The sequence below is a fragment of the Streptomyces sp. MspMP-M5 genome, from assembly GCF_000373585.1.
Classification (GTDB): domain Bacteria; phylum Actinomycetota; class Actinomycetes; order Streptomycetales; family Streptomycetaceae; genus Streptomyces.
In genome coordinates this window covers 22,882-47,559 of record NZ_KB891904.1, presented here as the reverse complement: position 1 = coordinate 47,559, position 24,678 = coordinate 22,882, and the positions used below count along the sequence as shown (strand labels likewise).

Sequence of the window (24,678 nt, the reverse complement as noted above, 5' to 3'; positions counted from 1 at the left end):
GGCGCCGTTGCGCCGTTGCGCCTGTGAAGGATTTTGTCGTTCCGCATCTCCACAGGTGGGAATCTCGTGTGACGAGCGAGAGCGTCAAGAAGTGTCGAGCGCTCACCCGAGTGCGGGCAAGGTCGAAAGTCGGGCTGCACCGACGTCGGTTTCCGACGGGCTGGGGCAGTCCCGTCGGTACGGGAGCCGTGTACGTCAGCGTCACGCCCGCCCGCGCCACTCGTGTTCAACCAGGGAATTTCCCGGGTTGAACACCACCTCCCGTGACGGGATCACGAGGTCGCTCTGCCGCCCGGTGTATGGCAGAGCGACCTCGCGCGGCTTCAGCCGTGTTCTGCGACATCGCCCTTCGGACCCGTTGTCCTCGCGGCACCTCCGGCGCTGGAGAGGCGCTGGATCCTGCGTACCTCGTCCACCATGATGAGCAGTGCGTCCAGGTTTGCCATGGAGAGCCCTTCCGCACGCAGCGCGAGACTGCGGACCTTGGCGTGGCGCAGTTCCCCCGCCGGCGCGAGTTCGGAGTCGACTCGGTCGGCCGCTTCATCGTTGAGGAAGTACTCCGGGGGAACTCCGAAGAACTCGGCCAGTACAGCGAGTTGATCGAGCGTCACATTCCCTTTTTTCCCGGTCACAAGTTCCCACAGATACGTCCCGGAAATAGTCCCTCCGGTGGCTTGCCGGACTTCTCTGGCCAACCGGGCATATCCGGGGCGCGTATGTTCGTCGGGATAGATGTCGGAAATCAGCTGGTTGAGACGCTGACCGAATCTTCGCGGTAGTGCGCCCTCGCCCCACCGGGGGGCTGGAATTCTGGTCATCCCCGCACCTACTCGCAGTCGGGGTCGGCCGAACGTGACGGCTGACCGGCACGGACAAGATCTGTGCCGAATTCCTATCGCCATTCTTCCTGGTTTACAAGAGAGCTCGTAAGGGAACTGTTGGGAACCGGTTCGACGTCACCGCAGAGTCTCGTGCCCCTTCGCACACGTCACGCACCGGCCTGTCAGCGCCGCTCCAGTTGTGCGGCGAATTCCTGCCAGACCCCCGAACAGCCCCGCGCCAGTTCCGCGATGGCTGCCGTACAGTGCCTCGGCACGCTGTCCAGCAGGCGCTCCCATTCCTCGCCCTCCACTGCCTGAACCTCCAGCCAGCGCAGCAGGGCGCGCCCGACCTCGTTGCACCGCAGTGAGGGATCCTTGCGCAGCTTCCACAGCATGACGCGCCGGTTCTGCATCATGACTCTCGGATCAGCCGCCCCGCGCCGGCTGCCCGGTGCCGTGCCCCCGGCCGGTGACGGCGCAGCGGCCGTCCGCCGTCCGGCCGGGACCGGGTCCTGGCCACTGCGGATCCGCCGGCGCACGTCGGAGGCAGTGCCCAGCGACACCCCCGCCGCACGGGCGATCTGGCGCAGCGGGGCGTCGGGGCGCTCAGCCAGCAATTCGCCGGCCAGCATGCGTCCTTGCGCCCCGTCGAGCGGTCGGATCCGCCCGTCCCTGCCGATCCGGGCATCCACGTGAGGCACGCCCTCGGTGGACCGTCGCAACGCCGCAATCGTCTTCGCGTGCAGCCCCGTCACCTCGCCGATCGCCTGGTTCGACCACTGGGCGTGGGAACGGATGATGCGTTTGGCGGCCGCCGCGCGCTCCTCCAAGGACAGCGGAAGTCCGTGCACGATGTTGGACCTGACCGCGAGGGGGAAGCAATCCTGTTCCGCCCCGTCGAAGAACCGGACCTCGATCTCGGTCTCACCGCGGAGCACGGCTGCCCGCAGCCGGTGCATTCCGTCAATGACGCGCATGGTCGAGCGCTGCACGACGATGGGTGGCAGCCGCGCCCCGGATTCGGCCAGCAAGCGGGTGTGCTTGATGTTCTCTCCAGTCGCACGGGGAGAGTCGGCCGGCAAAAGCGACCTGATGTCCACCCGAGTGGTCCATTTCCCGACAGCGAGACCGCCGCTCTCGACCTCGGGTGCAGAAAAGTTTCGGTGGCTGTTCTTCACGGGCACATCGGCGTGAACTGTCTCGGTCACCAGGCAGCCTCTCGGTCAACGATCTGGTTGCTTGCCGGCCCCGTCACGGCGAAGCGGAACAGAGCCTTCTCGAGCCGATCCGAGTCACTCTCCGCTCAAGCGGCTATCGGATTCACGCAGCCTACGTTGGACAACAACTTCCTCGTCAACAACAGCGAATGACACAGCAAAGGATCAGCCATGACACGAGATCAGCCATTCTCTCCGAGGAATGCACGGGGTGGGTCGACAGTGTCGTTCCGCAGGTGTGACGGTTGAGCATGGGGTGTGAGCAGGAGCCTTGACGTTGACGTACTTTCCGGCCTGAAGGCCGGGGATTTGGGCCTGGGTCGTCCGGCCCTTCCGGTGGCTTCCTGCTTCGACGCGCTGTGCGGGGACTTCGCCCTGGTCTTACCGGCGCTCTGCGAGGCGTTTGGACGGTCCGCTCGTCCAGCGGACCGGATGTTGCGTGCTGCGTTCACGTCGCGGTCGTGGACGGCCCCGCCGGCATCGCGACGAACGTCGACCGGCCCGCGTCGGGTACGGACGTGGCCAGGCGGGTGCGGGCCAGGCCCTTGACCGCAAGGTCTTGCGCACAGGGCGCTTGGTTGTCGCGCATCGTGTCTGTGGAGAGCTTGTGCGGCCGGTCACGTCGCCGGTCCGTCACCTTGGCGTGCCGGCGTGCGACCTCGGCCCGTGCCTGGCGCGGTTGCAAGGGGCTCGGCTGGATGAGCTGGGATCGATCCGGGCCGCCGGATCGGTTCTCAGGGCCGGTCCGGGCGGCGCACCAGGGTCAGCAGCACCAGCGCGCACAGGCTCGCTCCCACGGCGACCGCCGTGAGCACCGTGCCGACCGAGAGCTGCTCGAACAGTACGCCCGCCACCCCGTAGGCGATCGGGCTCGCGACGAAGACGGCGGCGCCGAACACCGGGAACACGTGCGGCCGCAGGTGCTCGGGTGGGCGCAGCATCATCAACGACACGGCGGGCGCGGTCACCCCGGGCAGGAACATGCAGCTGGCCGCCACGGTCAGCACCAGTGTCGTGACCGGCTGGTCCCAGGGCAGCAGCCACAGCACGACCGCGGCGCCGGCACCGCCCGCCGCCGCCAACCGGGTCGGGGGGATCTTGCGGGCCAGCCGGGCGACCACGACGGTGCCCAACGCGGTGCCGCCGCCCCACGCGGCCAAGAGCCAGCCGGCCGCATGAGGGTCGGCGTCGTAGCGGCTCTTGGCGATGACGGGCAGCGCGAGCAGCACAACGGGCATGAGCGTGCCGTATCCGAGCGCGGCGAGCGACATCGTGCGCAGTACCGGGTCCTTGAACAGGTAGCGCACGCCTTCGGTCATGTGGTGCGTCGAGGACGCCACCGGCATCGGCGCGCGGTGTGGGAGCCCGGTCAGCAGTGCCGCCGACACCGCGAACGACGCCGCGTCGATCCACAGCACGTTGAGCGCGCCGAGCTGGGCGATGAGGAAGCCGGCGATGGCCGGGCCGACCAGGCGCGCGGTCGAGGTCGCCGTCTCGAACAGGGCGTTGCCCGCGGTGACGACGCCCTCGTCCAGGTCGATGGTCTCGGTGAGCAGCATGCGTTGCGCGGAGAGATAGGCCGATGCGACACAGCCGATGCCGGCCACGATCACCAAGAGGGCCCAGAACGGCAGCATGTCCGCGACGTACAGGAGGGGGACGGTCGCGGCCAGGGTCGCGCTGCACAGGTCTCCGACGATCGTGACGCGGCGGGCGCCCCAGCGGGCCACGAGCAGCCCGGCGGGCATGCTGAGCAGCGGCACCGGCAGGATCTGGACGAGGAAGACCAGGCCCATGCGGGCCGGTGAGCCGCTGGTCATCAGGACGAACCAGGGCAGCGCGAGCGTCGTCATCTGGGTACCGACGGACGAGGTGAACTCCGCGGCGATGACCCTGCGGAACTGCGGGCTGCGCAGGGGCGACCGCGCCGCCGTCACGGTCGTCACCGCCTCGCCCGCGTCGAGGCCGGGCGCAGGTCGAGCCAGTGGGACTCGACGTGGTCGACGCAGGCGTCCCGGGTGTCCGGGCCGAACACCGGCGACCAGCCGGCGGGCACGCGCAGGTCGTTCGGCCAAAGGCTGTGCTGTTGTTCTTCGTTGACGAGGACCTGGTAGACGCCGTCGGGGTCGTCGAACGGATGCGTCATCGTGCTCTCCTTGTCGCCGCTGCCGGTCACCACGTCACCGGCAGCCGGTGCACGCCGTAGACGGTCATGTCGGAGCGCATCGGGATCTCGTCCGGGTTCCCGGCGATGCGCAGGTCCGGGAAGCGGCGCAGCAGCGCGGTGTAGCCGATGCGCAGCTCCAGGCGGGCCAGTTGCTGCCCGAGGCACTGGTGGATGCCGTGGCTGAAGGTGAGGTGGCTGTGCCCGCCTCGGGTGATGTCGAGGCGGTCCGGGTCGGTGAACTGCTCGGGGTCGCGGTTGACGGTGGGGAGGTGGATCAGCACCGTCTCCCCCTTGCCCAGGGTCACGCCGTCGATCTCGACGTCCTCGGTGGGAGAGCGCTGTACGCCCACGTGCACGATGGTCAGGAAGCGGAGCAGTTCCTCGACCGCGCTGTCGATCAGTGCCTCGTTCGCGCGCAACAGCGCCATCTGGTCGGGGTTGTTCAGGAGTGCGTACGTACCGAGCGAGAGCATGTTGGCCGTGGTCTCGTGCCCGGCGACCAGGAGCAGCAAGGTGGCGCCGACGGACTCCTCGATCGTGATGTCGTCGCCGGTCACCAGGACGCTCAGTACGTCGTCCGCGGGGTCGGACTTCTTGCGCATGAGGAGCTCGCCGGTGAGGTCGACGAGGTCCTTCAGGGATGCCTGCACCTTCTGTGGCTCGATGTCCAGGCGGAGGAGGTTCTCCGAGTTGCCCACGAACCGGTCGCGCTCGGCGACCGGTACCCCGAGCAGCTCGCAGATCACCTGCGAGGAGACCGGTACCGAGTAGTCCGTGACCAGGTCGGCGGGCGGTCCCGTGCGCAGCATCGCGTCGGTGTACTGGGCGGTGATCTCCTCGATGCGGGTGGCGAGCAGACGCATCCGGCGCAGGGTGAACTGGCCGGCGAGCCGCTTGCGGAAGCGGGTGTGGTCCGGCGGGTCCAGATGCTCGAACAGGCCCGGGATGTCCGCTTCGAGGTCCGAGGGGCGGTTGGAGGGGAACGCCAGGTGCTTGTGCGAGGCGTGTGAGCTGAAGCGCTTGTCGGACAGGATCTGCCGGCCCTGCCGGTACCCGGTGACGAGCCAGCCCTGGTAGCCGTCGGGGAAGGTCATCCGGCGGATCGCGCCCCCGGCACGCAGCGTTCCGGGTGGGTCGAGTGGCCGTTCCCGGAGCGTCGGCAGGCCATTGGTGACGGCTGTGGTGGTGTCAGTCATGTTCTCTGTATTCCGCCGTCGATCGGGACAACGGCTGGTCTGGTGGTGGAGGTGGCCTGGCCCAGGTGGCGGTCAGCGGTCGTGTCGGTGGTCCGTGGTGTGGTCGTGTGCGGCCGTGCCGGCGTCCTGTCCGGCCCGTACCAGCTCGCGCAGCTGCGAGATAGTCAACTCCGGGTGGTGTGCGACGAGTTCGAGGACCCGTGGCCATTGGCGTACCAGCGCGCCCATGACCTGCGGCTCGATGGAGTCCGGGTCGTACACCCACAGGCCGTGCAGTTCGCCCTCGACGTCACGGGCCACCAGGTACAGGTCGAGGTTGTGCGGCTCGATGGCGGTGATCAGCTCCGGGAGCGGGGTCTCGTCGCCGATGCGCACGTCCAGGGGCGTCACCTCGAGCCCGTCCAGGGTCAGCGACTTGGCCGGCACACCGAGCAGGTTGAGTATCACGCGCAGCGGCAGCTTGTTGCCGTCGCCGATGACGCCGTCGTGCACCAGGGCGCGCACCGGCACGTTCTGGTGTATGTACGCGTCGAGTTCGCCCTGCAGGACCTGCTGGACCAGTTCGTGGAAGGTCGGGTCGTCGGCCATCCGTGAGCGGTTGAGGACCATGTTGATGAACGGGCCGACCATCGACTCGGTCTCCGGTCGTTCGCGGCCGGCCAGCGGGTGGCTGACCGCGATGTCTGTCGCGCCCGAGTAGCTGTGCAGGAGCACGTGGAACGCCGACATCAGCATCATGAACAGGGTCACGCCCTCGCGGCGTGCGGCCTCCTTCACTGCCGACATGACCTCGGCGTCGACCACGACGCTGTGGCTGAAGCCTTCGATGAGATCGTGGAGTTGGTGCTCGGGTGCCTCGAAGTCGAGGCTGCGCGCCGCACCCGCCAGTTCCGTACGCCAGTGCTCGATGTGCTCGTCGAGTGCGCCGCCGGCGAGCAGTGCCTGCTCCCACGCCGCGTAGTCCAGGTGCTGGACCCTCACGTCGGGCAGCTGCGGCCGGCGTGCCGCCGTGTGGGCGGCGTACAGCTCCGACAGCTCGTCGGTGACCACGAGGAAGCCCCAGTGGTCCACCAGGATGTGGTGCGCCACGAGGACCAGTGCGTGTTCACGGTCGGAGAGTTGTACGAGTTGGCCGCGGACCAGGTTGCCGTCCTCGATGCGGAACGTGCGCTGGGTCTCCTTGGTGAGCAGCTCGCGCAGCTTTTCACGCTGTGCTTCCCCCTGGTACGTGCGCAGGTCGGCCGTCTCGATCGGCCACTCGGGACGGCCGTCGGCGAACTGCAAGGTGGCCGAGCCGCGCTGGACGTAGCGCGTGCGCAGGATGTCGTGGCGGCGCACCAGGTCGTCCAGGGCGCGGCGCAGGGCGGGGGCGTCGAGTGCGCCGCTCAGCCGGAACGCGAAGATGACGGCGTGGTGTGCGTGGTTGGGGCCGACCGGCTGGAGCAGGAATTCCAGTTGTCCGAAGGACAGTCCGGCGCCGTCGCTGCGGTCGGCCGTGGGGATCGGGGCGGTCAGCGGGTCGGCTGCGCCGGGGGTCGCGGTGTGTTCGTGGTCGTCGCGGGCCAGTGCGACCGTGCCGTTCTCGACGGCGGCCGCGCAGCGGGTGAGGGCGCGCAGTGCGTCGAACCAGGCGTCCGCGAGTTCGCGGACCTCGTCCTCGGTGAGCAGTGAGCCTGCCCAGCTCCAGTTGGCCACCAGCTGCGGGCCGTCGGGCCCGTCCTGGGTGACGGCGTTGATCTCGAGCGGGTGGGTCAGCGGCCGGGTGCCGGTGGTGCCGGGGGTGGTGTCGTCGCGCAGTGGCAGCCAGGGTGTCTCCTCGTCGGTGACGGGTACACGGCCGAGGTAGTTGAACAGCACCTGTGGCTGGGGCAGTGCTGCGAGCAGCGGCGCGGTCTGTGGGTCCAGGTGGCGCAGGAGGCCGTAGCCGAGGCCGTTGTCCGGTATCGCCCGCAGCTGCTTGCCGGTGCGGGCGACGGCAGCGGCCAGCTCGCCGCCCGCATCGGTCACGTCCTGCCACGGCAGCGCGGCGCAGTCGAGGCGGACCGGGTGGACGCTGGTGAACCAGCCCACCGTGCGGGACAGATCGACGCCGTCGACCAGGTGCTCGTGCCTGCCGTGGCTCTCCACGTCGAGCACGACCGGGGCGCCTCCTTGGCCGGACCGGCGGGCGCGCCGGCGTCCGACGGCGAGGCCGAAGGCGGTCAGGAGGATGTCCTGGATGCCGCGCCGGAACACGGCAGGCACCTGCCCGAGCAGCGGCGCGGTGTCCTCGGCCGGCAGGGTCAGCGACAGGCGTCCCTCGGTGCCGGTGACGTCGCGGTCCGCGTCCAGCTTCCCGGCCACCAGGGGCTCGGCGTCGCGCAGGAGGTCCTGCCACACCGGCAGTTCGGCCCGGTGCCGGGCGAGGCTCTCGTCGCCGGCGACCCGGTCGGCCCAGCCGCGCAGTGATGTGGTCACCGGTGCGAGGACCGGCTCGCGGCCGGCGGCCACCGCGTCCCAGGCGACGGAGAGGTCGGACAGCAGGATGCGCCACGAGACACCGTCGACGGCGAAGTGGTGCACAGCGAGCAGCAGCCTGCCCGGGCGGTCTGCGCCGGTGTCGAACCACACCGGCTGCAGCATCACGCCGTCGGCCGGGTCGAGCCGTCGCTTGGCCGCGGCCGTCTCCTCGGCGATCAGCGTCCGTGCGTCGGCGTCGGCGAGCCCGCTGATGTCCACGCGGCGCAGGATGTCGGCGACCCGGACCGTGCCCGGCTCGTCCGCGTGCAGCGACCACTGCCCGTCGGGCGTGGTCTCCAACCGCATACGCAGGGCGTCGTGTTGGTCGACGACCGCCTGGAGCGTGGTGACCAGACGGGTCTGGTCCACGGCGGCCGGAAGGCCGACGGTCGCAGACAGGTCGAAGCCGACGACCGAGCCGCCCAGGTTCCGCTGGCGTTCCATCACGGGCAGCAGGCGGATCTCGCCGGTGCCGGTGTCGGTGACGCTCGCCGTGGCGTCCGCGTCGGCGGCCTTGGCCACCCGGGCGATGCCCGCCACCGTCTGCTGGGCGAACACGTCGCGGACGGTGAACACCAGGCCCGCCGTGCGGGACTGCGCGACCAGTTGGGTGGCCTGGATGCTGTCCCCGCCCAGGTCGAAGAAGCCGGCCTCGGCGCCGACTTCCGGCAGGCCGAGCACCTCGGCGAACACGGCGCACAGGGTCTGCTCGGCCGGCGTCCGTGCGGCGCGGGACTCGGTGCCCGCGCCGAGGGCGAGGGCGGGCAGCGCGCGGCGGTCGAGCTTGCCGTTGCCGGTCATCGGGAAGGCGTCGAGGACCATCACGACGACGGGCACCATGTACTGCGGCAGCCGTTCGGCCACGTACGACCGCAGTTCGGCGGGCTCGGCGTGCGCGCCGTCGGCGAGGACGACATGGCCGACGAGGTCCTTGCCGCCGGTGGGCTTGTGGTGCACCACGACGGCGGCGTCCGCTACGGCCGGGTGGGTGCCGAGCGTGTTCTCGATCTCGCCGGGTTCGATGCGGAAGCCGCGGATCTTGACCTGGTCGTCGGTGCGGCCGAGGTACTCGATCGTGCCGTCGGTGCGCCAGCGCACCAAGTCGCCGGTGCGGTACATGCGTTCACCCGGCGGGCCGTAGGGGCAGGCGACGAATCGCTGGGCGGTCAGGCCCGGCTTGTCGAAGTAGCCGCGGGCCAGGCCCGCTCCGGCGAGGTAGAGCTCGCCGGGCACACCGACCGGCACCGGGCGCAGCCGGTCGTCGAGGACGTAGGCGCGGGTGTCGTCCATCGGTGTGCCGATCGGCACGGTGCCGTCGGCCACCTCGCGGGTGCTGTGCAGTACGGCGAACGTCGTCGTCTCCGTCGGACCGTATCCGTTGGTCAGGACGGTCTTGGGCCATGCGGCCAGCGCCTTGGCGACCACGGGCGGCGAAAGCGCCTCACCGCCGGCGAGCACCTGGCGCATCCCGGCCAGGGCCTCGGGGTCGCGTTCGACCAGCAGATTGAACAGGGCGGCCGTGAAGAACGCCGAGGTCACACCGCGCTCGCGGATGGTGCGCACCAGCAGGCCCGGGTCGAGCTCACCGGCCGGTGCGACCACCACCTCGCCGCCGGAGAGCAGGGGCACCCACAGCTCGTAGGTGGAGGCGTCGAACGCGGTCGGGGCGTGCATGAGCACGCGGGTGTGGTTCTCGTCGCGCCACACGTGGTCAGCGGCGAGGCTCGCCACGTTGCGGTGGGTGACCGTCACGCCCTTGGGCTGCCCGGTGGAGCCGGAGGTGTACATGATGTACGCCGCGCGGTCGGGCCCGTCCGCGGCCCGGGGGACGGCGATGCCGCCCGACTGGCCTTCGGTGGCGGACAGTTCGGCCGTCACATCGAGTACGCGGACCCCGTCGGCGGTGGGATGCGCCGGTGCGTCGCCGTCCACGAGGAGCACGCTCGCCCCGGTGTCGGCCATGATCAGGCGCATGCGGGACTCGGGGTAGCGGGGGTCGAGCGGTACATACACACCGCCGGCCTTGAGCACGGCCAGGATCGCCACGGGCACCCGCACCGAGCGCTCCATCAGCAGGCACACCGCGTCCTCGGCGCCGTCGGCGCCGATCCCCAGGGCACGCAGCCGTGCGGCGAGCCGGTCGGCGGTGGTGGAGAGTTCGCGGTAGGAGAGCTGCTCGTCGCCGCAGCTGACCGCGACGGCGTCCGGGGTGCGGGCCGCCTGTGCCTCGAACAGTTCGGGCAGCCCGGCCACCGGCTGCCGGCCGCCCGTGCCGTTCCACTCCTCGAGTACGCGATGCCGCTCGGCCGGGGTGAGCAGGTCGACGTCGCCGACCGCCTGGTCCGGGTCGGTGATCATCGCCAGGACCACCTGGCGCAGCCTGCGCAGCATGGTGCGTACGGTGTCCGGGTCGAAGACGTCGGCGTTGTACTCGATGCCGCCGTCGATGCCGCGTGGTGTGCCGTCGCCCGCGAGGTGCTCGTGCAGGAGCAGAACGAGGTCCATGCGCGCCGTGCCGGTGCTCCGCACCACAGGCGTCGCCTCGACGCCGGGCAGGTCCAGGGTCTCGTCGGTCACGCTCTGCCAGGACAGCATGACCTGGACGAGCGGGTGGTGGGACATCGACCGGGTCGGGCGCAGGCTGTCCACGAGTGACTCGAAGGGAATGTCCCCGTGCGCGAGCGCGTCGAGGGTGCGATCCCGTACCGCGGCGAGCAGCTCCCGGAACGTCTGCCGTTCCTCGATCCGCGTCCGCAGCACGAGGGTGTTGGCGAAGAAGCCGATCAGGTTCTCGGTGGCCTGGTCGTCACGGCCCGCGGTGGCCACGCCGATCGGGATGTCCGTGCCGGCGCCGAGGCGGCCGAGCAGCACTGCCATGGCCGCGTCGAGCACCATGAACATGCTGACATCGCAGCCGCGGGCCAGTCGGGCCAGGCCCTCGTGCAGCTCCGCGTCCCACTGGAAGGTGAGCGTGTCGCCGTCGTGGGTGGCCTCGGCCGGGTGCGGGCGGTCGACCGGCAGGGCGATCCGCTCGGGCAGGCCGTCCAAAGCGCCGCGCCAGTAGTCGAGTTGGCGCGACCAGGTGCTGTCGGCCTCGTCCTGTGCACCGAGGTACTGGCGCTGCCACAGGGCGTAGTCGGCGTATTGCACGGGCAGTGGCGGCCAGTCGGGAGCGTGCCCGGCCAGGCGTGCCCGGTAGGCGGCCGCCAGGTCGAGCCGCAGAGGGGCGAGGGACCAGCCGTCCGCTGCGATGTGGTGGACGACGACGGCCAGGACGTGCTCGTCGGCGCCGAGCGAGAACAGTTCCGCGTGCAGCGGGATCTCCCGGGCCAGGTCGAACGCGTACCGGACCGCCGCTGTCACCGCGTCGTCCAGTCCCCTCTGGTCGGTCTCGGTGACCGGCAGGGCGGGGCGCGCCTGTTCGGGGGCGAGTATCTGCTGGCAGGCCACCGCGCCCGTGTCCGGGAACACGGTGCGCAGCGCCTCGTGCCGGGCGACGACATCGGCGAGGGCGTCCCGCAGGCAGTCCACGTCGAGGGCGCCGGTCAGGCGCAGCACCACCGGCAGGTTGTAGGTAGGCGAGGGGCCTTCCATCTGGTGCAGGAACCATAGGCGTCGCTGGGCGAACGACAGCGGCAGGGGGTCGGGTCGGGTCATCGGGCTCAGCGCGGGCCGTGCCTCGCCGCCGCTCTGCCGCAGCAGTTCGGCCAGCTCGGCCACGGTCTGCTTCTCGAACAGGGCGCGTACCGGTACCTCGACGCCGAGTGTGGCGCGGATCCGCGCCACCAGGCGGGTGGCGAGGAGCGAGTGCCCGCCCAGCGCGAAGAAGCCGTCGTCGATGCCCACTTGAGGCACCTGGAGGAACTGGGCGAACAGGTCGCACAGGGCCCGTTCCTCGGCGTCGCGGGGGGCGACGTACGCCGCCGTGCGGGTCTGCTGCCCTTCGGGCGCGGGCAGCGCGCCGCGGTCGGTCTTGCCGCTGGGGGTCAGCGGCAGCGCGTCGAGGAACACGAACGCGGACGGGACCATGTAGTCGGGGAGCTTCTCGGCGAGGGCGGCCCGCAGTCGGCGGCGCAGCTCGTCGGTTGCGTCGACCGTCGGGTCCGGCACCACGTAGGCGACAAGGCGCTGGTCGCCGGGCTGGTCCTCGCGGGTCACGACGACCGAGTCCTTGACGGGGTCCTGGCGCAGCAGAAGCGACTCGATCTCGCCGAGTTCGATGCGGTAGCCGCGCAGCTTGACCTGGTGGTCGAGGCGGCCCAGGTAGTCGACGGTGCCGTCGACGCGGCGCCGCACCAGGTCGCCGGTGCGGTACAGGCGGTCGGCGAGGTCGGACGCGAAGGGGTTGGGGATGAACTGCTGCTGTGTCAGCTGTGGTCGGTTGAGGTAGCCGCGGGCCAGTCCGCTGCCGCCGATGCACAGTTCACCGGGTACGCCCGGCGGTACGGGTCGGCCCTCGGGGTCGAGGATGTGGACCTCGGTGTTGGCGATCGGCCGGCCGATGGTGATCGTGTCGTCGACGATGCGGGTGCCCAGGGAGTAGATCGTGGTCTCGCTCGGGCCGTACATGTTCCACAGGTCCACGCCCTTGGCCAGCAGGCGCCGCGCCAGGTCGGGGGGCAGGGCCTCGCCGCATATGAGGCCGCGCAGGCCCGGGCGGCCGGGCCAGCCGGCGTCGAGCAGCATCCGCCAGGTGGACGGGGTGGCCTGCATCATGGTCGCGCCGGTGGCGGCCATCTCTTGCGCCAACAGTCTTCCGTCGGTGGCCACTTCGCGGGTGGCGAGCACCACGCGGGCGCCCTCGACGAGCGGAAGGAGCAGTTCGAGGGTTGCGATGTCGAACGACAGGGTGGTGACCGCGATCAGGCTGTCGTCGGCGTCGATGCCCGGCCACTGCTTCATCGCCCGGAAGAGGTTGCGCAGCGCGCGGTGCGGCAGCTGGACGCCCTTGGGGCGGCCGGTCGACCCCGAGGTGTAGATGACGTAGGCGAGGTCGGCGCCGTCGACCGGCTCGCCGAGGACCTCGGTGGACTCGGCGGCGAGATCCTCGCGCAGCTCGTCCACGCACAGCGTCGTGGCTGCGGAGTCCGGCAGGCCCGGCACCACCGAGCTCTGGGTGATCAGGACGGGAAGGCCCGCGTCCTCGATCATGAACGCCATGCGGTCCTTGGGCAGCTTCGGGTCGAGCGGTACGTAGGCGCCGCCCGCCTTCAGGACGGCGAGCACCGCGACGACCATGTCGAGCGAGCGGTCCAGGCAGATCCCGACCATGACATCACGCCCGACGCCGAGGCGCTTGAGGCGGTGCGCCAACTGGTTGGCGGATGCGTCGAGTTGGGCGTAGGTGAGTGTCTGGCCCTGGCAGTACACCGCCTCGGCGTCGGGGCGCAGTACCGCCTGCCGCTCGATGCGCTGGTGGGTCAGGAGTTCGTCGGGCCACTCGTTGCGGGTGTCGACCCGCTCCTGGCCCTGGGCGCGCTGCTCGTCCTCGGTCAGCAGCGCGACGTCCAGGATCGGCTGGTCCGGGTCGGTGAGGAGGTTGTCGAGGAGCACCTTCAGGTGGCCGGCCATGCGGTCGATCGTGTCCGCGTCGAAGAGTTCGGCGTTGTACTCGAACCAGCCGCCGAGCTCGTCGCCCTGCTCGAACACCTGGAGCTCCAGGTCGAACCGCGCGGTGGAGCTGGCCACGTCCATCAGCTCCAGGCGCAGCCCGCCGACGCCGAACTCCGGCACCGGGATGTTCTGGTACACGAACGACACCTGGAAGATCGGTGAGCGCGACAGGTCGCGCTCCGGGCGCAGTTCCTCCACCAGGCGCTCGAACGGCACCTCCTGGTGGGCGAAGGCGCCGAGGGCCGCACCGCGTACCCGGCCGAGCAGCTGTGTGAACGTCGGGTTGCCCGACACGTCGTTGCGGATCGCGAGCGTGTTGACGAAGTAGCCGATGAGCTGCTCGACCTGGGACTGTCCGCGGTTGGCCACGGGCACGCCGACGACGACGTCGTCCTGCCTGGTGTACCGGTGCAGCAGGGCGATGTAGGCGGCGAGCAGCGTCATGAACGGGGTGGCGCCGGTGCGCCGGCTCAGTTCGCGTACGCCGCTCATCACCGAGGCGGGCAGCCTGAACGGCCGTGAACCGCCGGCCGAGCCGAGCACCGCGGGCCGCGGCCGGTCGGTGGGCAGTTCGAGGATGGGTGTGGCGCCTTCGAGGGTCGTCTTCCAGTACTCCAGTTCGTCGGCGAAGCGTGGACCCGCCAGCTGTTTGCGCTGCCAGGCCGCGTAGTCGGCGTACTGGACGGACAGCTCGGGCAATTCGGCCTGGGTGCCGGTGAGGTGGCTTTGGTACAGGGTGACCAGCTCGCCGAACAGGACCGAGGTCGACCACAGGTCGGCGACGATGTGGTGCATGGTGAGCAGCAGGACGTGCTCGTCGGGGGCCAGGCGCAGAAACCTCATCCGCATGAGCGGCCCGGTGCCGAGGTCGAAGGGGCGGGCGAACTCCCGGCGCGCCAGCTCCTTGACGCCCTCCTCGCCCTCGGGGCCGCGCAGGTGCGCGCACTCCTCGACGGTCAGCTCCAGCTCACCGGTCTCGTGGACGACCTGCACGGGCTCGCCGTCGGCCTCTTCGAAGGTGGTGCGCAGCGATTCGTGCCTGCAGACGATCTCAGCGAGGCTGCGGCGCCAGAGCTCCACGTCGAGCGGGCCGTGTACGCGCAACGCGGCGGGGATGTTGTAGGCGGCGCTGCCCGGGTTGAGCTGGTCCAGGAACCACATGCGCTGCTGGGGGAACGAGGCGGCGAAGCGCCGCTCCCGTGCCGCCGGCCGGTGGCCGTTCTTGCGCCGCAACCGCTCTGCCAGCAGCGCGCGCTTCTGCTCCGGCGTGAGGCTGGTCAGGTCGATGTCGGTCATGCGCCAGTCTCCTGATCGTCGGTCTCGGCGGCGCGGAGTTTCCGCACGTGTGCTCCCGGCTTCGCGTCGGTCTGCGTCTGTGGTGTCCCCGGCTCACCGGCCGTGCCTTGCGGGGCCGCGGTGCCGGCGTTCGGGCTCGTCGAGCTGTCTCGACGCGGCCTGGTGGCCGGTCGGTTGGGGTGGGCGAGTACCTGAGAAGAGTTGAAGCCCCTGCGCTGTGCGGCCACGATCGGCCTCCGCTCGGAGCATCCCGTGCTTGTCTATCCAGCGGTGATCGATCTGTCCATGTTCGACACCCGCAGGCCGGCTGGTCGCACACCTGCGCTCGGCAGGGTCGAGCCGCGCCATGGATCATCGTCCTTCGGGGCGGACGGAGGCAACTGCGCACGCGCAGCGCCGAGTCGGCGCGGGTGAACGAGAGTGCGGCCGGCGAGGCCCGGACAGTGCAGAGCGCAGGCATGGACGGACCGTGCCTGCGCCGTGGGTTTGGCTCACCGTGACCGGGCGGAGGTCCTCCGGTATCAGGGGAAACCTCCTCCGGTACCCACCGGTGCGGCCTGTTGGACGCGTCGGCTCGGGGTTGACGTGAAGGGGGATGTTCCAGATCGTCGGCTGTCCCCATGGAGACCGACCGGGGATCGGCCGGAGATCCACGCCGACGGAATGCAGCGTTCCCAGGACTGCGGAGCCGTGCCTGTTCAACTGTTCGGTTCGACCAGTTGAACGCCCCCAGGGCGCCCACCCGTCACCCTCGCGCGACGGTTCCGCCGGACGGGCGGCTGGCTGCGCACCGGCCGATCCGCGGTGCCGGCGCGGAAAGCGTCAGCCTTCCTCGGACTCGGCCGACCTGCGCAACGCACGGGCAACGGACTGTGCAATCGCCCTGAGGTGAGGGCCCGCCTTCGAGCACCCTTCGATGCACCGTGTGCGAACCTTTGGCCACTGGACTCGGCCATCGGCCAAGTGTCAGCATTCATCCCGCACTTGCCTCCACAATTCGGCAAGGCGACCGCGGAACAGACACCAGGCGACTCCCCTTTGCGTTCCCTCTCCCGAGGAACGCAAATAAACCGCGCCCTGTTCTTCGCAGACCGAGCCGGAAAGAGGTCCGGAACCCATGCAAAAGATCCTCGATGCGATCCTCGCGGGCGAATTGGGCGAGGTGGGCCACCTGCCGGTGCCCGAGTTCTACCGAGGGGTGGTTCTCCACGCCGATGAGACGACGATGTTCGACGGCCTCGCGAGCCGGGACAAGGACCCCCGCCGGTCACTGCACCTGGAGGAGGTGGCGACGCCGGAGCCGGCCGCGGGCGAGGTGCTGGTGGCGGTGATGGCCAGCGCGATCAACCACAACACGGTGTGGTCCTCGATCTTCGAGCCGGTACCGACGTTCGGTTTCCTGTCCCGCTACGGCCGGACCTCGCCGCAGGCGGCCCGGCACGATCTGCCCTACCACGTCCTCGGCTCGGACCTGTCCGGTGTGGTGCTGCGCTGCGGCGAAGGAGTGACGGGCTGGGCCCCCGGCGACGAGGTGGTCGCGCACTGCCTGTCCGTGGAACTGGACCGCCCCGACGGCCACTCCGACACCATGCTCGACCCGGAGCAGCGGATCTGGGGATTCGAGACGAACTTCGGCGGGCTTGCGGAGCTGGCTCTGGTCAAGGCCAACCAGCTGATGCCCAAGCCGCGGCATCTCGCCTGGGAGGAGGCGGCCGCCTCGGGCCTGGTGAACTCCACCGCGTACCGGCAGCTGGTCTCCGCCAACGGCGCCCGCGTCAAGCAGGGCGACACCGTGCTCATCTGGGGCGCATCCGGTGGACTCGGCTCGTACGCCACGCAGTTGGCGCTCAACGGCGGGGCGATCCCGGTGTGTGTGGTGTCCAGTCCGCAGAAGGCCGAGGCGTGTCGGCGCATGGGCGCGGAGCTGGTGATCGACCGGAGCGCCGATGACTACCGGTTCTGGAAGGACGAGCAGACGCAGGACCCGCGTGAATGGAGGCGGTTCGGCGCCCGGATCAGGGAACTGACCGGGGGCGACGACCCGGACATCGTCTTCGAGCACCCGGGCCGCGAGACGTTCGGTGCGAGCGTGTACGTGGCCCGCCGGGGCGGCACCATCGTGACCTGCGCGTCCACCTCGGGGTACCAGCACGCCTACGACAACCGGTACCTGTGGATGAACCTCAAGCGGATCATCGGCACCCATTTCGCCAACTACCGTGAGGCGTGGGAGGCCAACCGGCTCATCGCCAAGGGCCAGATCCACCCCACGCTGTCGGAGGCGGTGCCGCTCGAACGCGCCGCCCAGGCCGTGTACGACGTGCACCACAACCTGCACCAGGGCAAGGTCGGGGTGCTGTGTCTGGCGCCCGAAGGCGGGCTCGGGGTACGCGACGCGACGCTGCGGGCCCGGCACGAGTCGGCCATCAACAGGTTCCGCACAAAGCCGGTGGGCGCGTGATGCGTCAGGGCGTTGTCTTCGCGCGGCCGCGATTCCGCGGGGTCCGCCACCTGCCTTCTGCATGCCGCTTGTTGACGGGTCGGCGGGACGTGATGGATGCTGCCGTGCGCATGGCGTAAATCCCGGGGGAATTCCGGTCGGCGTATCGACCGCTTTCTTTCCGGCCCCCTGGGCACCGCCTTTTCTCGATTCTCCCGGCCGCACTCCGGCCTCTTCGCTGAACACGGCGCACATGACAAGTACGGTCGGCAGCCGCATGGTTGCCCGTGACAGGCGTCCGGGCGCCGTCGCCGAAGTCGAGCTGAAGGCGAACGGAAAAAGGCAGCAGGAATGCGCGGCGCGCCCCGCGCGCGCAAGGAAGTTCACGCAAGGTCACGCATATGGAGAGGACGGTCGGATGCCGGGTCGGGACACACGATCGCTTGTCGACCATTCCCGCACGGTCCTCAGCAAGGACTCCGAGGACCGGATCTTCCGGTTCCTCGTGGACGGCGACGGTGAGCCACCGGCCCTCGGCGACGCCGCGTCGGGCCTGCGGGGCCGCACGGTCGCCGCGACGCTGTGGGACCGCTTCCCCGCCGGGGGACGGGTCCCGGTCATGTGCCCGGCCGGGCTTGACCACGTGTACGCCGACACCGCCGCCGCGCCGGCGCCGCCGCAGGCAGCACCCGACCGCGCGGGCGCGCCCGCCGCGGACGGCCCGCCGGACCTCGATGCGATGTCCGCCGCGGAACTCGAAGCACTTCTGACGGCCAAGACCACACAGATCGACGAGGGGGCTCAGCGATGACGCCATCGGGACCGGACGTGACAGCGGCTGACGCACTCAAGCGCGCCTATCTGACGATGGAGCGCCTCCAACACCAGGTCGCCGAGTACGAGCGGGCCCGCTGCGAGCCCATCGCCATCGTGGGCACCGGCTGCCGCTTCCCCGGCGGCGTCAAGGACACCGCCTCGTACTGGCGGATGCTGGCCGACGGCACCGACGCCGTGGGCGAGATACCGAGCGGGCGGTGGGACCACGGGGCCTTCTACGACGAGGAGGCCGGCAAGCCGGGGAAGATCTACACCCGCGCCGGTGCGTTCCTCGACGACCTCGAGCACTTCGACCACGACTTCTTCGGCATCTCCCGGCGCGAGGCCGTGGAGATGGACCCGGCCCAACGCCTGAGCCTGCAGGTGTGCTGGGAGGCGCTGGAGAACGCCGGGCAGGCCCCGTCGGACCTGGCCGGCAGTCGCACCGGGGTGTTCATGGGCACGGCCTCGTGGGACTACGTCACCGCGCAGCTGCGCCACCCCGACGACGTCAGCGCCTACACCAGCTCCGGCGCCGCGATGTCCTTCATCCCGGCTCGCATCGCCTACCTCCTCGATCTGCGGGGCCCCAACCTCACCGTCGACACCGCCTGTTCGGCCTCGCTCGTGGCCGTCCACCAGGCGTGCCAGAGCCTGCGCCTGGGCGAGTGCGACATGGCCCTGGCCGGCGGCGTCAACGTGATCCTCTCGCCGCTGATGATGATCTCCCAGTCGCAGTTCGGCTCGGTCTCCCGGCAGGGCCGCGCCATGACGTTCTCCGACAGCGCCGACGGTTATGTGCGCGGCGAGGGGTGCGGCGTCGTCGTCCTCAAGCGGCTGTCCGACGCCCTGCGCGACGGGGACCGCCCCCTCGCTGTGGTGCGCGGCGGCGCGGTCAACCAGGACGGCCGCAGCGCCGGCATCACCGCGCCCAACGGCGCCGCGCAGCGCGATGTGTTCCAGTGCGCCCTGGACGCCGCCGGGGTGGCGGCCGACCAGGTCGGCTACGTCGAGACCCACGGCACCGGCACCCGCCTCGGTGACCCCATCGAGGCCGAGGCCCTCGCCGATGTGTACGGCCGCGAGAGCGGCTCACCGGTCTACCTCGGAGCGGTCAAGACCAACATCGGCCACCTGGAAGCGGCCGCCGGCATCGCCGGACTCATCAAGGCCGCGATGTGCCTGGACCGCGCCGAGATCCCGCCGAACCTGCACTTCTCGCGGCTCAACTCCAACATCTCCTTCGACGGCACCACCTTCCAGGTGCCCACCGAGCTGACCCCGTGGCCGGACACCGACGGTCCCCGGGCGGCGGCGGTGAGCAGCTTCGGGCTGAGCGGCACCAACGTCCACATGATTTTGGAGCAGGCACCCGTGGCGCCTGCCCGCCCTGCCGACGACGACCGCAGGCCCGCCTCCGTCCTTGCGCTCTCCGCCCGCAGCGAGACCGCACTGGCCGCACTCGCCGACCGGTACGCCGAGCGGCTCGCCGGTGACGACGACGCCTCGCTGGCCGACCTGTGCCACTCGGCGGGCACCGGCCGCTCCCACTTCCGCCACCGCCTCGCCGCCGTCGGCGCCACCCGCGAGGAGGTCGCGGGCCAACTCGCGGCCTTCGCCCGCGGGGAGAGCGCTGCGGGCCTGGTCCAGGGCGAGGCCGACAGCCCCGAAGTCGTGTTCCTGTTCACCGGTCAGGGCGCCCAGCGCCCCGGGATGTCCCGCGCCCTGTACGACTCACAGCCCACCTTCCGGCGTGCCGTGGACGAGTGCGCCGAGATTCTGCGCCCGCTGCTCGAAAGGCCGCTGCTGTCCGTCCTGTTCCCCGACGACCCCGACGACCTGCAGATCAACGACACCGCCTACGCCCAACCCGCCACGTTTGCCGTCGAGTACGCCATGGCCCAGCTGTGGCGCTCCTGGGGTATCACCCCTGCGGCCGTCCTCGGCCACAGCTTCGGCGAATGCGTCGCCGCCTGTGTGGCGGGCGCGATGTCCCTCCAGGACGGTCTGACCTTCGCGGTGGAACGCGCCCGCATCATCCAGGAGCACTCGCTGCCCGGCATCATGGCCGCGATCTTCGCATCCGAGCAGGAGGTCGCCGCCGAACTCGCCGCGCACCCCGGCCGGATCGCCGTCGCCGCGGTCAACGGCCCGGCGAACACCGTGATCTCCGGTGACCGCGACCTCGTCGAGGCCGTGTGCGCCGCCTTCGCCGCCCGCGGAGTCAAGGCCAAGCAGCTGCGCATCGCCTCCGCCGGGCACTCGCCCCTGATGGACCCCGTCCTGGAGCCGCTGCGCCGGGCCGCGGAGAAGCTCACCTTCACCGCCCCGCGCATCCCCCTGGTCTCCAACGTCACCGGCGGTCTGTGGCCGTGGGACCAGGCGCCGGACCCCGACTACTGGTGCCGGCACGTCCGCGGCACCGTACGGTTCACCGACGGCGTCCAGACCCTGCGGTCCATGGGCTACCGCACCTTCGTCGAGGTCGGCCCCGCCCCCACGCTGCTCGGTGTCATCAACGATGCCCTGCCGCCCGGCCACGACGACCTGTTGCTGCCCAGCCTGCGGCCCAAGCAGGACGACTGGGAGGTTCTGCTGCCCACGGTCGCCGAACTGTACGCGGCCGGTGCCTTGGTCGACTGGGCCGGCTTCGACCGCGACTACACCCGCGCCAAGGCGCCGCTGCCCACGTACCCCTTCGATCCGGTCCGCTGCTGGCAGCCCCCGCGCCCCTGGGACGGCACCGCGTCGGCGGCCGCCGGCGCGGGCGACGCCTTTGATGCCGCGGACGGCTCGGGCACCCGGCCGGCCCGCTCCGCTCGCCGCTCCTCCCGCAACCGGCGCCGCGCCGGCCATCTCCCCACGGCCGCCGAACTGCTGGAGCTGACCGAGTCCGAGCGCCTGGAGACCCTCTCCGCCCAGTTCGTGCTCAGCGTCAAGGACGTCCTCGGCTCCCACTCCACCCACATCGGTGTGGACGAGCCGCTGACCGACTTCGGCCTGGACTCCCTCATGGCCGTCGAGCTGCGCAACGAGGTCCAGAGCAGGCTCGGTCTCACCCTGCAGATCACCGACTTCCTCGGCGGCGCGACCATCAGCAGCGTCACGAGGAGCATCGTCAAGGAGCTGACTGCGACCGGCGGGACCTCCCTGACGGAGACCAGGCACGACGGCACCGGGGCATCCCCTGCGATCCAGCGGATGCCCCGTGCCGTCGACGCAGCCAGGGCGCTGCTCGACGAACTGACCGACTCCAGCGCACCCGTGCCCGGCCCCAAGGAACGCTCGTGACCAACGATCTCGCCCAGCGGCTGGCCGCGCTCCCTCCCGAGGAACGCGCCCGTTTCGACGCCCTGCTCGCCGAGCGCTCGGCGGAGGACGTCTTCCCGCTGGCAGTCCTGCAGCGGGGCACCTGGTTCCTCGAACAACTCAGGCCCCGCAACCCCGGCTACATCGTGCCCGGTGCGATAAGCGTCGAAGGCCCCCTCGACATCGGCCTGCTGCGCGCCGCCGTCGCCGAGATCGTCCAGCGCCACGAGGCCCTGCGCACCACCTTCCAGCCACGCGACGGCGTCCCCGTGCAGGTGGTCCACCACCACGTGGCGGTGGACGTCCCGGAAACCGACCTCAGCGGCCCGCAGTACACCGGCGCCGACCATCAGAAGTGGATCGACGACGCCCTCGCCGAACCCTTCGACATCGGCTCCGGCCCCCTCGTGCGGGTGCGGCTGCTGCGCACCGGTCCCGAGCGGTCCGTCCTCGCCGTCGCGATGCACCACCTCGTCTCCGACCGCTGGTCCATCGCGGTCTTCCTGAACGAACTGTCCGAGCTGTACGAGGGCTTCGCTGCCGGGCTGCCCGCATCGCTGCCCGAACTCGCCGTCCAGTACGGCGACTTCGCCTCCTGGCAGCACCAGCAGCTCGACAGCGGCGGCTGGCAGCAGGACCTGGCGTACTGGCGCGACCACCTCGCCGGCGCCCCTGCCGTCCTCGATCTGCCCACCGACCGCCCCCGCCCGGCCGTTCAGGGCTTCAACGGCGGCTCCGTCCCCGTCGACCTGCCGCCCGCCCTGATCGGCGAACTGGCTGCGCTGGCCAGGCGGCACGGCGCCACCCCGTACATGGCGCTCCTCGCGGCCTTCCAGATCCTGCTGCACCGCTACACCGGCCAGGACGACATCGTCGTCGGCGTGCCCACCGCCCTGCGCGGGCACGCCGAGGTCGAGCCGCTCATCGGCTACTTCGTCAACACCCTGCCCATCAGGGCCGACCTGTCCGGCGACCCCGGGTTCGAGGCGGTCCTCACCCGTGTCCGCGACGCCTGCCTGGGCGCGTACGCCCACCAGGACGTCCCCTTCGAGCTGATCGTCGCTGACCTCAACACCACCCGTGACCTCAGCCGTCCCCCGGTGTACCAGGTCAGCTTCAGCTACGGCCGGGAACCGGTGCCCACGCTCGCCATGGCCGGCGCCCGCCTCAGCCGGCTCCCGGTCAGGAGCGAAGGCGCCCGCTTCGACCTGGAGCTCCAGGCGTTCGACACCGACGGCGGTGTCACCGGCTGGTTCGAGTACGACCGCGACCTGTTCGACGAGGCCACCGTCGTCCGCCTCGCCGGCCACTTCCGCCGCCTGGTCGAGCAGGTCACCACCCGCCCCAGCACGCCCATCGGCGACCTGGACCTCCTCGACGCAGCCGAACGCCACCGGGTCGTCGACGAGTGGAACGCCACCGACCAGCAGTGGCCCGACGGCCTGGTGCACGAGTGCATCGAGGAGCAGGTGCGCCGCACTCCCGGCGCCGAAGCCGTGCGGTACGCCGGTGCCTGCCTGACGTACACCGAGCTGAACGAGCGCGCCAACCGCCTCGCCCACCTGCTGCGCGGTCGCGGAGTGGGCCGGGACGTCCTTGTCGGCGTCGCCATGGAGCGCTCTTTCGATCTCGTCGTCGCGCTCCTCGCCGTCCTCAAGGCGGGCGGGGCGTACGTCCCCCTCGACACCAGCCTGCCGCCCGCCCGGCTGACTGCCATCGCCGAGGACGCCCAGCCGCCCGTGGTGCTCACCCACGGCGACCTGGCCGAGCAGTTGCCCGCCCTCGACTGTCCCGTGCTGCGGATGGAGGACCTCGCCGCCGAGCTGGCCGAGCAGTGCCCGGACGACCCCGGCGTGGTCGTGGACGGCGAGGACCTGGCGTACGTCATCTTCACCTCCGGGTCGACGGGCCGGCCCAAGGGTGTGATGAACGTCCACGCCGCCCTGCGCAATCGGCTGCTGTGGATGCAGGACGCCTACGGTCTGGACGCCACCGACCGGGTGCTGCAGAAGACACCGTTCTCCTTCGACGTGTCGGTGTGGGAGTTCTTCTGGCCCCTGATGACCGGCGCCGCCCTCGTCATGGCCCGGCCCGGCGGGCACCGCGACAGCTCCTACCTCGCCGCGACGGTCGCGGCCGAGCGGATCACCACCCTCCACTTCGTCCCCTCCATGCTGCAGCTCTTCCTGCGCGAACCCGCCGAGCACTCCGCCGGCCTGCGCCGCGTCTTTTGCAGCGGCGAGGAACTGCCCCGCGACCTGCACGACCGCTTCCTGGACGTGCACCGGGCCGAGCTGCACAACCTGTACGGGCCCACCGAGGCCGCCATCGACGTCACCGCCTGGCACTGCCGCCCGGGGGACGACACCCGCCCGGTGCCCATCGGCCGGCCCATCGCCAACCTCCGTGTGTACGTCCTGGACCGCTGCGGCCGCCCGGTCCCGGCCGGTGTCCCCGGCGAGCTGTGCATCGGCGGCCGGGGCCTGGCCCGCGGCTATCTGAACCGCCCGGACCTGACCGCCGAGCGCTTCACGGACGACCCCTTCGTCCCCGGGGCCCGCATCTACCGCACCGGCGACCTCGCCCGGCACCGCGCCGACGGCGCACTGGAATTCCTCGGCCGCCTCGACCACCAGGTCAAGCTCCGCGGCCAGCGCCTCGAACTCGGGGAGATCGAGGCCGTCCTGACCCGGCACGACACCGTGCGCGAAGCCGTCGTGATCGCCCGCGAGCACTCCCCCGGTGACGTCCGCCTGGCCGCCTACGTCACCGCTGCGGGCGCCGCCGCGCCCGCAGCCGGGGACCTCGCCGCCCATCTGCGCGAGCACCTGCCGGAGTACATGGTGCCGGTCTCCTTCACGGTGCTCGACGCCCTGCCGCTGACCCCCAGCGGCAAGACCGATCGCAAGGCCCTGCCCGAGCCGCGCGCCGACCGGCCCGACCTGGGGATCCGGTTCGTCGCGCCCAAGGACGGCCTGGAGCACGCGCTCGCCGACATGTGGCGCAGCCTGCTGGGCGTCGAGCGGGTCGGGGTGCGGGACAACTTCTTCGACCTCGGCGGGCATTCCCTGCTCATGGCCGAGTTCCGGACCGGCCTGGCCACCCTCGGCCACGAACTGACCATGGTCGAACTGTTCCAGCACCCCACCGTCGGGGCACTCGCCGCCTATCTCGGCGGCTCCCGTACCGGAACCGAGACCGCAGCGCGCGACGCCAAGGAGCGCGCACAGAACCGTCGTCAGTCCCGCAACAGGCGGCAGCAAGCAGCCGAACGCCGGGCTTCCTCCCGCCGAGACAGGTGATC

At 70.8% G+C, this 24,678-nt stretch carries 11 protein-coding genes; 4 read left to right on the top strand and 7 right to left on the bottom strand.

What is annotated here, in order from left to right; all coding sequences use genetic code 11:
• Positions 1-323 precede the first annotated feature (323 nt).
• The 7 genes from B073_RS40875 to B073_RS0123900 form a co-directional block, all read right to left on the bottom strand.
• Positions 324-818, bottom strand: a complete 495-nt coding sequence (locus B073_RS40875; RefSeq protein ID WP_051094167.1) for a hypothetical protein — start codon at positions 816-818, stop codon at positions 324-326.
• A gap of 185 nt (positions 819-1,003) precedes the next feature.
• A complete protein-coding gene (locus B073_RS0123925; RefSeq protein WP_234025151.1) occupies positions 1,004-2,029 on the bottom strand; it encodes a ParB/RepB/Spo0J family partition protein in 1,026 nt (341 codons plus the stop codon).
• Positions 2,030-2,486: 457 nt separating this feature from the next.
• A complete protein-coding gene (locus tag B073_RS49085) occupies positions 2,487-2,627 on the bottom strand; it encodes a hypothetical protein (protein ID WP_199788187.1) in 141 nt (46 codons plus the stop codon).
• A 145-nt stretch (positions 2,628-2,772) separates the two neighbouring features.
• On the bottom strand, positions 2,773-3,984 hold the full coding sequence (locus B073_RS0123915; protein ID WP_018540610.1) for an MFS transporter: 1,212 nt from the start codon (positions 3,982-3,984) through the stop codon (positions 2,773-2,775).
• Positions 3,981-4,184, bottom strand: a complete 204-nt coding sequence (locus B073_RS0123910; RefSeq protein WP_026247675.1) for an MbtH family protein — start codon at positions 4,182-4,184, stop codon at positions 3,981-3,983. Before B073_RS0123910 ends, B073_RS0123915 begins: the two co-directional genes overlap by 4 nt.
• A 26-nt stretch (positions 4,185-4,210) precedes the next feature.
• Positions 4,211-5,401, bottom strand: coding sequence for a cytochrome P450 (locus B073_RS0123905; protein WP_018540608.1), 1,191 nt, complete (start codon positions 5,399-5,401; stop codon positions 4,211-4,213).
• A gap of 72 nt (positions 5,402-5,473) precedes the next feature.
• A complete protein-coding gene (locus B073_RS0123900) occupies positions 5,474-14,809 on the bottom strand; it encodes a non-ribosomal peptide synthetase (RefSeq protein ID WP_018540607.1) in 9,336 nt (3,111 codons plus the stop codon).
• Positions 14,810-15,926: 1,117 nt separating this feature from the next.
• On the opposite strand from B073_RS0123900, the gene ccrA reads away from it, so the two are divergent.
• The 4 genes from ccrA (at position 15,927) to B073_RS0123880 (ending at position 24,676) form a co-directional block, all read left to right on the top strand.
• Entirely contained in the window at positions 15,927-17,270 is a 1,344-nt protein-coding gene (gene ccrA, locus B073_RS0123895; protein WP_018540606.1) for a crotonyl-CoA carboxylase/reductase, read from the top strand.
• A 232-nt stretch (positions 17,271-17,502) separates the two neighbouring features.
• On the top strand, positions 17,503-18,060 hold the full coding sequence (locus tag B073_RS0123890) for a hypothetical protein (protein ID WP_158690194.1): 558 nt from the start codon (positions 17,503-17,505) through the stop codon (positions 18,058-18,060).
• 17 nt (positions 18,061-18,077) lie between these two features.
• Positions 18,078-21,356, top strand: coding sequence for a type I polyketide synthase (locus B073_RS0123885; protein ID WP_018540604.1), 3,279 nt, complete (start codon positions 18,078-18,080; stop codon positions 21,354-21,356).
• Complete coding sequence (locus tag B073_RS0123880) at positions 21,353-24,676, top strand: non-ribosomal peptide synthetase (protein ID WP_018540603.1); 3,324 nt, start codon at positions 21,353-21,355, stop codon at positions 24,674-24,676. Before B073_RS0123885 ends, B073_RS0123880 begins: the two co-directional genes overlap by 4 nt.
• Positions 24,677-24,678 lie beyond the last annotated feature (2 nt).

Excerpts from the sequence above, each read along its gene's own strand:
- B073_RS40875 (WP_051094167.1), bottom strand. The coding sequence starts at position 818 with ATGACCAGAATTCCAGCCCCCCGGTGGGGCGAGGGCGCACTACCGCGA.
- B073_RS49085 (WP_199788187.1), bottom strand. The coding sequence starts at position 2,627 with ATGCGCGACAACCAAGCGCCCTGTGCGCAAGACCTTGCGGTCAAGGGC.
- B073_RS0123910 (WP_026247675.1), bottom strand. The coding sequence starts at position 4,184 with ATGACGCATCCGTTCGACGACCCCGACGGCGTCTACCAGGTCCTCGTC.
- B073_RS0123905 (WP_018540608.1), bottom strand. The coding sequence starts at position 5,401 with ATGACTGACACCACCACAGCCGTCACCAATGGCCTGCCGACGCTCCGG.
- B073_RS0123900 (WP_018540607.1), bottom strand. The coding sequence starts at position 14,809 with ATGACCGACATCGACCTGACCAGCCTCACGCCGGAGCAGAAGCGCGCG.
- ccrA (WP_018540606.1), top strand. The coding sequence starts at position 15,927 with ATGCAAAAGATCCTCGATGCGATCCTCGCGGGCGAATTGGGCGAGGTG.
- B073_RS0123890 (WP_158690194.1), top strand. The coding sequence starts at position 17,503 with ATGACAAGTACGGTCGGCAGCCGCATGGTTGCCCGTGACAGGCGTCCG.